At 41.7% G+C, this 12,731-nt stretch carries 8 protein-coding genes; 5 read left to right on the forward strand and 3 right to left on the reverse strand.

Going from position 1 to position 12,731, the window contains the following annotated elements:
* Nucleotides 1–36: 36 nt before the first annotated feature.
* Nucleotides 37–1,044 (forward strand): oxygen-dependent tRNA uridine(34) hydroxylase TrhO, encoded by a 1,008-nt coding sequence (gene trhO, locus PSM_RS07270; protein ID WP_013464881.1) that lies wholly within the window; start codon nucleotides 37–39, stop codon nucleotides 1,042–1,044.
* A gap of 58 nt (nucleotides 1,045–1,102) precedes the next feature.
* Here the strand turns inward: trhO and PSM_RS07275 are convergent, their stop codons facing one another.
* Entirely contained in the window at nucleotides 1,103–1,540 is a 438-nt protein-coding gene (locus PSM_RS07275; RefSeq protein ID WP_013464882.1) for a hypothetical protein, read from the reverse strand.
* Between the two features lie 221 nt (nucleotides 1,541–1,761).
* Between PSM_RS07275 and PSM_RS07280 the strand changes: the two genes are divergently transcribed.
* The 4 genes from PSM_RS07280 (at nucleotide 1,762) to PSM_RS07295 (ending at nucleotide 8,548) form a co-directional block, all read left to right on the forward strand.
* Nucleotides 1,762–2,778, forward strand: a complete 1,017-nt coding sequence (locus tag PSM_RS07280; RefSeq protein ID WP_013464883.1) for an efflux RND transporter periplasmic adaptor subunit — start codon at nucleotides 1,762–1,764, stop codon at nucleotides 2,776–2,778.
* A gap of 2 nt (nucleotides 2,779–2,780) precedes the next feature.
* Nucleotides 2,781–5,861, forward strand: a complete 3,081-nt coding sequence (locus tag PSM_RS07285; RefSeq protein WP_013464884.1) for an efflux RND transporter permease subunit — start codon at nucleotides 2,781–2,783, stop codon at nucleotides 5,859–5,861.
* 86 nt (nucleotides 5,862–5,947) lie between these two features.
* The gene (locus PSM_RS07290) at nucleotides 5,948–7,843 is read left to right on the forward strand and encodes a DUF294 nucleotidyltransferase-like domain-containing protein (RefSeq protein ID WP_013464885.1); all 1,896 of its coding nucleotides are present in this window, start codon (nucleotides 5,948–5,950) and stop codon (nucleotides 7,841–7,843) included.
* 3 nt (nucleotides 7,844–7,846) lie between these two features.
* On the forward strand, nucleotides 7,847–8,548 hold the full coding sequence (locus PSM_RS07295; RefSeq protein ID WP_013464886.1) for a 3'-5' exonuclease: 702 nt from the start codon (nucleotides 7,847–7,849) through the stop codon (nucleotides 8,546–8,548).
* Between the two features lie 73 nt (nucleotides 8,549–8,621).
* Here the strand turns inward: PSM_RS07295 and PSM_RS07300 are convergent, their stop codons facing one another.
* Both PSM_RS07300 and asnB read right to left on the reverse strand, forming a co-directional pair.
* Nucleotides 8,622–10,202, reverse strand: a complete 1,581-nt coding sequence (locus tag PSM_RS07300; protein ID WP_013464887.1) for a BCCT family transporter — start codon at nucleotides 10,200–10,202, stop codon at nucleotides 8,622–8,624.
* An 800-nt stretch (nucleotides 10,203–11,002) separates the two neighbouring features.
* Nucleotides 11,003–12,667: an asparagine synthase B gene (asnB, locus tag PSM_RS07305; protein ID WP_013464888.1), complete on the reverse strand. Its 1,665-nt coding sequence runs from the start codon at nucleotides 12,665–12,667 to the stop codon at nucleotides 11,003–11,005.
* Nucleotides 12,668–12,731: the final 64 nt, after the last annotated feature.

Consider the following 12,731-nt stretch of genomic DNA (forward strand, 5'->3'; position numbering starts at 1 on the left):
GCCCCTTGCGGGTTTTAAAAGCAAAATAGGAATACCATGACTGCTGTCCATAAAGATAATGTAACCAGCGAACACTTTGTTGTATGCGCTCTGTATAAATTTGTTTCTCTGCCGGATTTTGAAGCACTTCGCCAACCTTTACTTAATGTAATGGAGCAAAACGAAGTACGAGGCACTTTATTAATTGCCGCAGAGGGGATTAACGGTACTGTCTCTGCAAAACGTGAAGGCATAGATAATTTACTTGCCTGGTTAGACACCCAACCAAATTTAGACAACATTGTTACCAAAGAATCATTTGATGACGAATGCCCGTTTTATCGCACAAAAGTTAAGCTGAAAAAAGAAATTGTGACTATGGGTGTTGAAGGCGTAGACCCATTAAAAGTAGTGGGCAGTTATGTTAAGCCACATGAATGGAATGCCCTTATTTCTGATCCAGAGGTGATCCTTGTTGATACCCGTAATGATTACGAAATTGAAATTGGTACGTTTCAAAACGCAGTAGATCCAAACACTAAAACGTTCCGTGAATTTCCTCAGTGGGCCAAAGAAAACCTAGACCCATCAAAACATAAAAAAGTAGCCATGTTTTGTACTGGTGGTATTCGCTGTGAAAAATCAACAGCCTATATGAAAGAGCAAGGTTTTGATGAGGTATATCACCTTGAAGGCGGCATATTAAAATACCTAGAAGAAGTGCCAAAAGAAGAAACCATGTGGGAAGGCGAGTGTTTTGTATTTGATAACCGTGTAGCGGTAAATCATGACTTACAAAAAGGCTCATACGATCAATGTCACGCATGTCGCATGCCTATCACAGAAGAAGAAAAGCAAAAGCCAGAATACATGGAAGGGGTGTCGTGTCACCACTGTATTGACAATGTAACCGATGAACAACGCGCTCGCTTTGCAGAGCGCCAAAAGCAAATAGAGCTTGCTCAAGCGCGCGGTGAAGGCCACATTGGTAACGAAGCACAAGCTGTTTTACAACAACGTAAAGAAGCTAAAAAAGCGCAAAAAGAAGCACAGCGAAATAAATAAGCGGTACTTTTTGTTTGTACGTTATTAATAAAAAAACCTCAGTTTTAACTGAGGTTTTTTATTTTATACTCTTTTCACAATTGCTTGTATCTGTAGTAGAGAGCGTGACCTTGTTGGCAGCATTGACGAGCACACATTTTGTGTTTTTATCGAGCTTTTTCTTTTGAATAACGGTAAATTCACCTTCATCAGCAGCATATAGATTATACTGATACGCGGTGTTGCCCCCTTCAAATAAAGCAGTAAATAATCCACCGACTAGTCCACCAACAATGGCGCCGCCAATCATTTCTTCTTTGTTGCCATCCAAGCTATCTACAAAGCCAAACCCCGCACCAGCAGCTATTCCAGTTCCCACTTCTGAGGAGAGTGTTACTTTTTGTATTGATTCAACAGACGCATAATAACGTTTAACAACTTGATTTTGATCTGCCCGATCAATCCCTGGTGATGCACAGCCTGATAGCAAGATCACCATAATTAAACTCTTTTTCATAAATGTGCCTTTAATAAAAATATTGATGAGCTAAATCATAGTTATAAATGTAATTTAAATATGTGTGGATTTTGTATGCAGCTGTAAAAATATGTAAGAGTGGCTAGCATGCTTAATTTCAGCTTACTGTTTTGCTAATTTATCGTACTTAGCTATTTATTGATCATAGAGCTGTTAAACTACGTAACATAATGCAAATAATAATTAATTAGGGTGAACCTTTGAAATCGCGAATTTTTTTTACCAGCGTGTTTTTTTCTTTAATGTCGTTAAGTTTATCTGTAAAGAGTGCCAATGTCGTGGTGGAGCAGGTAGCGATGGAACATGCTAAAGAGCAAGTTCAGGCTGTCGGTAACGCCGAAGCAATTCATTCGGTTATTTTATATCCGGCTGTGGGCGATAAAGTAACTGCGGTGCATTTTAAACCGGGTGATAGCGTAAAGGCCAGTGATGTGTTACTCGAACTTGATTCACGCAGACAAAAAGCGGCACTTGAAGAGGCAAAAATAAAACTTGCTGACACCCAAAGAACCCTCGCACGTTTAAAGCAAAGCCAAGCAAAAGGGGCTGTGCCACAAAGTGATGTGGATGATGCAAAAACAGTTGTTGAATTAGCAAAAGTGACCCTTACCCAAGCAGAAACAGAATTTGAAGACCGCCAAGTTCGTGCGCCTTTTAACGGCACTATGGGACTTACCGACGTTGAAGTGGGTGACAGAATTACTCCCCAAACGGCGATTGCAAGTATTGATGATACGCGTGCTTTATATATAAACTTTAACGCCCCAGAATCGGCCGTTTATATGCTGCGCAATAAAGGCAATGTAAAAGTATTCCCTTGGCAGTCACAAAATGCTGTAAACGCAAAAATTGCTTATCTAGATTCACGAATAGACCCACAAACCCGCACCTTACGTGTAAAAGCGCAGCTTGAAAACCCGCAGCAAAAGTTCTTACCTGGCATGAGTTTTCGTGTTCATATTGAAGTAGAAGGGCAACGTTTTGCTGCTGTACCTGAGGCGGCATTACTGTGGGGAGCAACAGGCCCTTACGTATGGACAAGTGTTGATAAAAAAGCCACTCGAATTGATGTTAAAATTGAACAGCGCCTTGCAGGTCGTTTATTAGTTTCGGGGGCTTTAAAAGAACAAGATAACTTAGTGGTAGAGGGCGTACAGCGCTTACGAGCTAACCAAGAGCTAAGCTTCTCAGCGCCAATCGCTAATACGCAGGAGTAGCCATGAAACAGCAACCTATGATGCAAGACTTGCCATCAATGGCTATTCGCCGCCCAGTGCTTATTGTGGTACTGAATTTACTGATTATTATTGCCGGAATTGCCGCCATAGCTGGCGTAGAAGTTCGAGAGCTTCCAGATGTAGACAGACCCCGTATTACTGTATCAGCCTCGTTCCCTGGTGGTTCACCTGAAACCGTTGATACCGAAGTTACCAGTAAACTTGAAGGTGCCGTGGCCCGCGTGAGCGGTGTTAAATCGATTCGTGCACAAAGTGAAGAAGGTAATTCACGCATTGTGGTTGAATTTAGACCGGGTGTTAATCTTGACGACGCCGCGAATGAAACGCGTGAGTCCGTTGCTCGAGTGCAAAGAGAGCTCCCTGAAGAGGTAGAGCGCGTTTCTATTATTAAGGCTGATAACGACGCTGAAGCGGTGGTTTCATTAACAGTATCAAGTGAAAGCTTATCGTTAGAGGCTTTAACAGAGCGGGTTGATGTTGACTTAGCGCCGCAGTTTTTAACTATTCCTGGCGTTGCCGACGTACGATTAAACGGCGATAGAGAACGTGTGCTCAGGGTTCGCATTGATCCATTAAAGCTCAGCAGTTTTAACTTAACGATTCCAGATGTTGCCGATGTACTCAGACAAGCCCCCTTTGATGTGCCTGCAGGGAGTTTAAAATCAAACGATCAGCAAATAATAGTGCGCGCTGATGCAACGTCTGTTACCCCCGCACAGGTGGGCGATATTATAATTCAGGGCGATACCCGTATTAGCGATATCGCCGCGGTATATTTTGGCCCAGCCGATCCGCGCTCTATGGTAAGACTTAATGGTAAACCTGTTATTGGTATGGAAATTATTCGCCAAGCACAGTCCAACACCATCGAAATTTCTGATGAAGTACTCAACCTTATAGAGGGAATGCGTGAGCGCTTTCCTGAGATGGAGTTTACGCTAACATCAGATGATGCGCAGTTTATTAGAAGCTCAGTAGATGAAGTGATTAACTCATTGGTTCTAACGGTACTGCTAGTGATCATCACCTTATGGGTGTTTATTGGTTCATGGCGTGCAACATTAGTCCCAGCATTTGCCATTCCTGTTGCGCTTATAGGTTCATTAGCTCTGATATGGGCACTTGGGTTTTCAATTAATATTTTAACCTTATTAGCACTGGTATTAGCGACAGGATTAATTGTTGATGATGCAATTGTAGTGAGTGAAAATATTCAACGCCAGCGAGGGTTAGGCCTTGGAAGGCGTGCCGCAGCGGTTGTTGGTACCCGTGAAGTATTTTTTGCCGTTATTGCCACCACTGCAGTATTAGCGGCTGTGTTTGTACCCATCGCATTTTTACCCTCTACAGCAGGGCGTTTATTTAGGGAGTTTGGTGGCGTACTAGCTGGTGCGGTAATTATATCTAGCTTTGTTGCGTTATCGTTAGTGCCGGCGCTCACCTCTAAACTAAAGCTTAAGCAAGGTGGTTTTCATCCCTTTGCGAAATTTGGTAACGTGCTTGCCAATATTTATACCAAAACAATTCATAAAGTACTGGATCATGCGTGGGTTACCTTTATTGTTTGTTTATTAGTTGCAGGCGGTTCGGGTGCTTTGTATATGAGTTTAGATAACGAACTGCTCCCTACTGAAGACCGCGGTAAAATTAGAATATTTGCCCGCGGACCTGATGGCGTAGGCTTAAATTTTATGGATAGACAAGCCATTAAAATGGAAGATACCTTACTGCCTTTCGTTGAAAGTGGTGAAATTGAGTCTATTTACACTGTGGTTGGGCAATGGGATCCCAATATTGTGTTTATTACTGTGCCATTAAAGCATTGGGATGAACGTAACTTTAGCCAACAAGAAATTATTAATAAAATTCGCCAGCCTTTAGGTAACATCCCTGGTGCACCTGCTTACCCTGGTGGTGCAAATAGCTTAAATTTACGTGGCCAAGGTGGCGGCATAGAAATCGCTTTACTGGGACAAGATTACCTTGAAATATTTAAGGCTGCACAGCAGTTTTCAGCTGATCTTGAAAAAGCCGTGCCAGAGGTTGCGCCGGTAAGAGTATCGTATCAGCCATCGCAGCCGCAATTGCGTGTTAATATTGACAGACGACGCGCAGAAGAACTTGGCGTGTCTTTAAGTGATATCGCAATTACGTTAAGAGCCGCTATTAATGGTGACGATATCGCTGATTTAAACATTGGCGATCAATCTATTCCTATTATGCTACAGGCACAAAATCAAACTATTAACGACCCAAGTGATTTAGCAAACTTGTTTATTAGAGCTCGTAATAATCAATTGGTACCGCTCAGTAGTGTCGCTAACATTTCAGAGGAAGGGGTTGCTGCCGAGCTTGAGCGTCATGCTCAGCGCCGTGCCATAGAGCTCAGTATGGAGCTGCCTGAAGGCTTAACAATTGCCACCTTAGTGGAGCAAATAAAGCAAGTGTCTGAGCAATCATTACCAGCAGGTATTACCCTTGCGTTTAAAGGGGAAGCACTGACATTTGAAGAAACCTCCAACGAAGTATTAATGACCTACGTATTGGCATTTTTAATTGTGTTTTTAGTACTTGCGGCGCAATTTGAAAATGTTAACAGTGCAATCGTGGTAATGATCACTGTACCATTTGGGATTACATCGGCCATTTTAGCGCTGTATTTAACCGGTACCTCACTGAATATTTACTCGCAAATAGGCCTAGTGATGTTAATTGGGTTAATCGCTAAAAATGCGATTTTATTAGTCGAGTTTGCTGATCAATTAAGAGATCAGGGGCTGAGTGTTCGAAAAGCGGTTGAACAAGCTGCATTGGTACGTTTAAGACCAATCACCATGACCTTAATATCGACCTTACTAGGTGCGTTACCCCTAATTATGTCAACAGGTGCCGGAGCAGAAGCACGTAATGCCATTGGTTGGGTGGTATTTGGTGGACTAGCCTTAGCGGTATTGTTTACGCTTTACTTAACACCGGTGATTTATTTAGGATTAGCCCGCTTTACCAGTCCTCGTGGCGATGAGTCAAAGCAATTAGCCCAAGAGCTGGAGCAACTTGACTAACTAATTACGCTAATTGGCTATTTTTCTTTGAAAAAATAGCCAATTAAGCCCACAATTCAACTAGATTAAAGCCACAAGGATCACCTATGCAGGCCGAGCAAGTTGAAATAGCCCAATTTTTAGTTGAACACCCCCCTTTTGATACGCTTGAGAGCGAGGCACTAAACGAACTAGCAATGCAAATTGAAGTTGCTTATTTTCGTGCGCAAACTGATATTTTACATTTAGGCCAAGATATTAGTGACTTATATATTATTCGTAGTGGCTCGGTTGAAATTTCACGTCGTAATGGCGAGCTCTATAATCGTTTAGCCACAGGCGGCATTTTTGGCCAAATGGGCCTATTGATGAACCGCAAAGTGCGCTTTCCGGCTCGTGCCCTAGAAGACACCTTAACCTATTGTATTAACGTTAATACCTTCAACGAATATTGCGATAAATACGAAACCTTTGCCGATTTTTTTGAAGTGGATGGTAACGTACGTTTGCACCAAGCCATTGTAGAGCAAGCCGACAGCAATGATTTAACCACCGCGAAAGTAAAGTCATTATTACACCGTGATGTGGTCACAGTAACAATGCAAACTGCTATTCAAGACGTCGCATTTTTAATGACGCAAGAATCGGTCTCTTCAGTGTTAGTTACCGACATAGAAAAACAAATAAGCGACGATCCAGAAGAAGACGACGGTCAAGTTGTTGGGATCATAACCGACAGAGATATTCGCACTAAGGTGGTTGCCCAAGGGTTAACATATGATACACCCGCCAAAGAAGTAATGACATCAAGCTTAGTACTACTTGATAGCAACGCCTATGTGTTTGAAGCCGTATTAGCCATGCTAAGAGATAACTTACATCATTTACCTGTGGTACATAAAAAACGACCTATTGGGGTAATATCGCTGTCTGACATTTTACGTTATGAATCACAAAGTAGCTTACTGTTAGTACGCGGTATTTTAGCGCAGCAATCAGTTGATGACTTAGTTCATTACGCGCGCCAATTACCTAATGTATTTGTACGTATGGTTAATGAAGATGCAAATTCGCATATGATAGGAACCGCTATGGCGGTCATAGGCCGTACCTTTAAACAGCGTTTGTTAGCACTGGCCGAAGAAAAATTTGGCGAGCCGCCTATTCCTTATTGTTTTATAGCCTTAGGCTCAATGGCCCGCGACGAGCAGCTAATTGTGACTGATCAAGATAATGCTCTCATTTTGGATAATAGTTTTGATGAGGCACTGCACGATGAGTATTTTCAAAACCTATCAGATTTTGTGTGTGATGGTTTAGCTAAATGTGGCTATACCTATTGTGACGGTGAAATTATGGCGTCGTTTAAAAAATGGCGTATGACCCGTACACAATGGAAAGAAAAATTTGCTAGTTGGATGGCCGAGCCGAAACCGCAAGCACTACTTAATAGTTCGATATTTTTTGACTTAGATGGTGTATGGGGCAAGCTAAAATGGGCCGATGAGCTTAAAACGCTGGTGGCCAAAGAAAGCAAAGTAAACAAACGCTTTTTAGCGAACCTTGCTGCCAATGCCCGCAATAGAACGCCGCCACTAGGATTCTTTAACGGTTTTGTGCTTGAGCATAATGGCCAGCATAAGCGGTCAATGAACTTAAAATGCCGTGGTACGGCGCCGCTATCTGATGTGGTGCGCGTGCACGCCTTAGCGGTTGGCTCACGTAAACAAAACTCCTTTGAGCGCTTAGAAGATATTATAGAGGCAAATTTACTGCCTAAAGGTAAAGCACAAGATTTACGTGATGCGTTTGAGTATATTGCCACAGTACGTATTCGTCATCAGGCGTGGCAAATAGAGCAGGGTGAAGCCCCAGATAACGATCTAGACCCCCATTTACTTTCACCCTTTGAGCAAAGTAATTTAAAAGAAGCCTTTGCTATTTTAGAAAAAGCGCAAAGCTTTTTAAAATTTAGCTATTCTGCGCACCCGGGTGTGAAATAAGTTATGGCTAAATCACCGTTAGATTGGTCACAGCGCTACGAGCAGTTATTGCAAACTGCGCAAAACCCGTTACTTAAAGACTTTTATCAACAAGCGTTTACCAATCAGGCTGCTCCACTTAAAGATGTCCCTTTTGTGGCGCTCGACTTTGAAACAACCGGCCTTGATGCGAATAGCGATGATATTGTTAGTGTGGGGCTGGTGCCTTTTAATGTAAATCGTATTTATTGTAAAGAGAGCCGTCACTGGGTGGTGCAACCACGACGAGATTTAAGTGAAGAGTCAATCGTTATTCATGGAATTACTCATTCAGAAGTGGATGAAGCCCCTGATCTTAATCGAATTTTAGCGCCACTGCTTGATGCCCTTAAAGGCAAAGTGGTGGTGGTACATTATGCTGCAATAGAACGTCATTTTTTTTATAACGCGCTACTTATGCGTATAAAAGAGGGCATAGAGTTTGCACTAGTTGATACGATGGAAATAGAAAGGCGGGCGCTTAAAGCGCGGCAGGGGTTATTAGGCAGGCTGTTTAATTCAAAGCTAGGATCACTTAGGTTAAGTGATACACGGGAGCGTTATTCATTGCCACTGTATCAAAACCATAATGCGCTTACTGATGCACTAGCCACTGCCGAGCTGCTGCAAGCGCAGCTGAGTTACCACTATAGATCAGACACGCCAGTGAGTGAAATTTGGCTTTAGCTATTGAAGCATTACTGTTAAAAATAGAGCACAAAAAAAGCCGCAATTTGCGGCTTTTTTATTATGGAATGTGTTATTTAACTGGGCGAGGCTCAGTTCGTAAACCTAAAATTAAGCTTACACACATCAATAACAATACAATGGTAAATGGCAGACCGGTTGATATAGCCCCCGCTTGCAGTGCTTCAATCGCTTGAGTGCCACCAATCCAAAGTAATGCAGCAGCGATAGCACCCTCAACAGACGCCCAAAAAATACGCTGTGGTACCGGCGCATCAATCTTACCACCTGCTGTGATTGAATCGATTACAAGTGACCCTGAATCAGAAGAAGTAATAAAGAATACCAGTACTAAAACAATAGCAATGAAAGATAAAACGTTTGCCATTGGCATTTCATCAAGCATTTGGAACATCGCCATAGGCACACTTGTTAAACCGTCAGTTCCTAGGGCACCAATTCCATTAACTACTTGGTCAATTGCGATGCCGCCATAAATAGACATCCATAAGATAGTGACTGCTGTAGGAATAAGTAGTACAGCGGTTAAAAACTCACGAATTGTACGACCACGTGAAACACGGGCAATAAACATACCTACAAACGGTGACCACGAAATCCACCAAGCCCAATAAAATACTGTCCATCCATGCATCCATGTTTCATCTTCACGACCATGTGGGTTACTTAACGGAATAATGTTTTCTACATAGCCCATTACCGTGTTTGGTATATTACCCATAGATACAGCAAAACCAACTAAACATACAAATACCAGTAGCACTAAAGCAATAAGCATATTGACATTACTTAGTAGCTTAACGCCACCATCAATGCCTCGAATAACTGAGACAATGGCTAATAACGTCACCCCTGTAATAACCAGAATTTGTGAACCTACGCCACCTTCAAGGCCAAATACGTGGTTAATACCCGCTGAAGCTTGTTGAGCACCTAATCCTAAAGACGTTGCCAAACCAAATAAGGTCGCAAGCACAGCTAAAATATCGATTATATGCCCCGGCCAGCCCCATGCTTTATCACCTAAAATAGGGTAAAAAATTGAGCGTATAGAAAGCGGTAAGCCTTTATTGTATGTGAAAAACGCTAAAGAAAGCGCGACAACTGCATAAATGGCCCAAGGATGAAGACCCCAGTGGAACATAGTTGCGCCCATTGCAAGCTTTGCTGCTTCTGGGGTGTTGGCAGCCACATTAAGCGGTGTTTCATACCAGCCGGTGTAATAAGCCACCGGTTCAGCAACTCCCCAAAACATTAAGCCAATACCCATACCTGCTGCAAATAACATTGCCAGCCAAGAAATACGAGAGTGAGATGGTTTAGCATCGTCGCCGCCTAAACGGATATTGCCGTAAGGCGAAAAAATTAAAACTAAACAAAAAATAACAAAGAAGTTAGCAGCCCACATAAACAGGCCGTCAAAATTATTAATAATATCGGTTTTAATACCATCTAGCGTCGTTTTAGCTACTTCGGCATCAGATACTAATACGGCAATTAAAAACAGCGCTATTAACCCTGCACTTATTCCGAATACAGGGTTATGTATATCAAACCCCCATTTTTGCACGTTGTCTTGACCTACGGTGTAGTCCGTATTGTCAATACTGTACTTGTCATGATTCTCGCTCATGCAATACCTCATTGGTTAATGAAACAGGCTGGCTTAATGCCAGTTTTTTATAGTTCACTGTATTCGTCTTATTAGATTCTTTGCCAAAGCTAATAACACGAATAATTAGAAGACTAACTAATTTAATTGCCCATCATACCTTTACTGCTAGGGGAGTTAAATATTAAATACGAAAGAATTAACACTTTGCTAAAATTTTGAGCTGACTTTGTCTTTTTATTGTACATGTCTGGTCGCTAAGAAAATGAAAACTAACGCGTTAGCACTTTATTTTATAGTCGTAAATAGCAATGAATGCAAAAGCTAAGTTAATGAATGTTCATATTAATAGGGCGTATAAACAGATAAATCACTTAATTGGATACGCTAAAAGCGTACTCTGATTTTTAAAACTAAGAGTAATTTGTTAAATGGGCTTTTTTATGACTTTTTAATTACATTTTTATAGCTTTGGATTTTTAGCCAAGGGGAGGTTAATAGAATCAGCAATGAAAATAGCGATGTTAAAGTAGTTTTTATAAAAAAGTGGCTTATTTATTTTGCGGTTTAAACTAATTTGGCTTCCTCGTTTATTTTGACGATTAACAGCTTAACTCACAAAGAGGATAAAGTGACGCTGAGCCTTTAGAGAAGTAACAAAACCACATAATTAAACAAAAATGATGAGGCAGAATGGCTTTTACTTTCTCATTTTCTTCTCATTCACTTCTCTCAGTGCAATAAGCATTTTAAGAAAATTACGCACAAAGACACCAAAAAAAGCTGCAGCTTTAACACTGCAGCTTAGGATGGTTAAATTTTTATTTGTACGCTTCGTTATGAACGCCCGCAGCGCGCCCTGATGGATCGGCATTATTTTGAAATGATGCATCCCATGCAAGTGCTTCTGGGGTTGAACACGCAACTGATTTACCATGTGGTACACACTTAGCCGAGGCATCGCCTGGGAAGTGCGACTCAAAAATACTGCGGTAAAAATACGCTTCTTTAGAGTCTGGCGTGTTAATTGGGTATTTAAATTTGGCATTCGCCAATTCTTGATCCGTTACTTGCTCATTAACAAACTCTTTTAAGGTATCTATCCAGCTGTAGCCAACGCCATCAGAGAATTGCTCTTTTTGACGCCATAACACTTCATCTGGGAGGTAGCCGTCGAAGCCTGCACGTAAAATGTGTTTTTCAATTTTGCCGTCTTTACACATTTTAGCTTCAGGGTTAATGCGCATTGCCACATCAACAAACTCTTTATCTAAAAATGGTACGCGTGCTTCCACACCCCAAGCCGCCATTGATTTATTGGCACGTAAACAGTCAAACATATGGAGCTTTGAAACTTTACGGTTCAGCTCTTCATGAAACTCTTGTGCATTAGGCGCTTTATGAAAATATAAATAACCGCCAAATAATTCATCTGCACCTTCACCTGAGAGCACCATTTTTATACCCATGGCTTTAATTTGACGGGCCATTAAGTACATTGGGGTTGATGCACGAATGGTGGTTACATCGTAAGTTTCAATGTGGTAAATCACTTCTTTAAGTGCATCAATACCTTGTTGAATAGTAAAGATAATAGGGTGGTGAATTGTTCCAATCATATCAGCTACTTTTTGCGCTGCGGCTAAATCGGGGGAGCCTTCTAAACCCACCGAAAAGGAATGCAGTTTAGGCCACCAAGCATCACTTTCATCGTTATCTTCAATACGTTTTGCAGCAAAGCGCTGGGTAATAGCGGAAATAACCGATGAATCTAAGCCACCCGATAGCAATACGCCATAGGGTACGTCACACATAAGCTGGCGCTTAACCGCCGCTTCCAATGCATCTTTTACATCTTCTGCTTTGGCATCGTTGTTTTTAACAGCGTCGAAGCTTTGCCAATCACGTTGATAGTAAGGGGTTAATTTGCCGTCTTTGCTGTAAAGGTAATGCCCCGGCGGAAACTCTTCAATGTGCTTACAAATAGGTGAGAGCGCTTTGAGCTCTGACGCTACATAAAAGTTACCGTGCTCATCGTGACCTGTGTACAGTGGAATAATACCAATGTGATCGCGACCAATTAAGTATGCGTCTTGCTCTTCATCATATAAACAAAAAGCAAAAATACCATTTAAGTCATCTAAAAATGCCGGCCCTTTTTGTTTATACAGGGCTAAAATCACTTCACAATCTGACTGGGTTTGAAAATCAAAGTCGATCTCTAAGTTAGCGGCCAGCTCTTTGTGGTTATAAATTTCGCCATTAACCGCTAAAATATGGGTTTTTTCTGGGTTGTAAAGGGGTTGAGCACCGCTTGATACGCCAACAATGGCTAAGCGCTCATGCACTAAAATTGCTTTATCAGATGAATACACACCAGACCAATCTGGCCCACGATGACGTAACAGTTTAGACATTTCGATTGCCTGAGTGCGTAACTGGCTGGGATCCGATTTAATATCGAGTACACCAAAAATTGAACACATAATTTTTCCTCATTCCTATTAAGTGCCTACGATAGCGAGTTTGCTAAAGACTAACCTTGTTTTA

The sequence above is a fragment of the Pseudoalteromonas sp. SM9913 genome (genome assembly GCF_000184065.1).
Lineage (GTDB): Bacteria > Pseudomonadota > Gammaproteobacteria > Enterobacterales > Alteromonadaceae > Pseudoalteromonas > Pseudoalteromonas tetraodonis.

What these genes read in the sequence shown, in the direction of transcription:
- trhO (WP_013464881.1), top strand. Translation starts at nt 37, where the DNA reads ATGACTGCTGTCCATAAAGATAATGTAACCAGCGAACACTTTGTTGTA.
- PSM_RS07275 (WP_013464882.1), bottom strand. Translation starts at nt 1,540, where the DNA reads ATGAAAAAGAGTTTAATTATGGTGATCTTGCTATCAGGCTGTGCATCA.
- PSM_RS07285 (WP_013464884.1), top strand. Translation starts at nt 2,781, where the DNA reads ATGAAACAGCAACCTATGATGCAAGACTTGCCATCAATGGCTATTCGC.
- PSM_RS07290 (WP_013464885.1), top strand. Translation starts at nt 5,948, where the DNA reads ATGCAGGCCGAGCAAGTTGAAATAGCCCAATTTTTAGTTGAACACCCC.
- PSM_RS07295 (WP_013464886.1), top strand. Translation starts at nt 7,847, where the DNA reads ATGGCTAAATCACCGTTAGATTGGTCACAGCGCTACGAGCAGTTATTG.
- PSM_RS07300 (WP_013464887.1), bottom strand. Translation starts at nt 10,202, where the DNA reads ATGAGCGAGAATCATGACAAGTACAGTATTGACAATACGGACTACACC.
- asnB (WP_013464888.1), bottom strand. Translation starts at nt 12,667, where the DNA reads ATGTGTTCAATTTTTGGTGTACTCGATATTAAATCGGATCCCAGCCAG.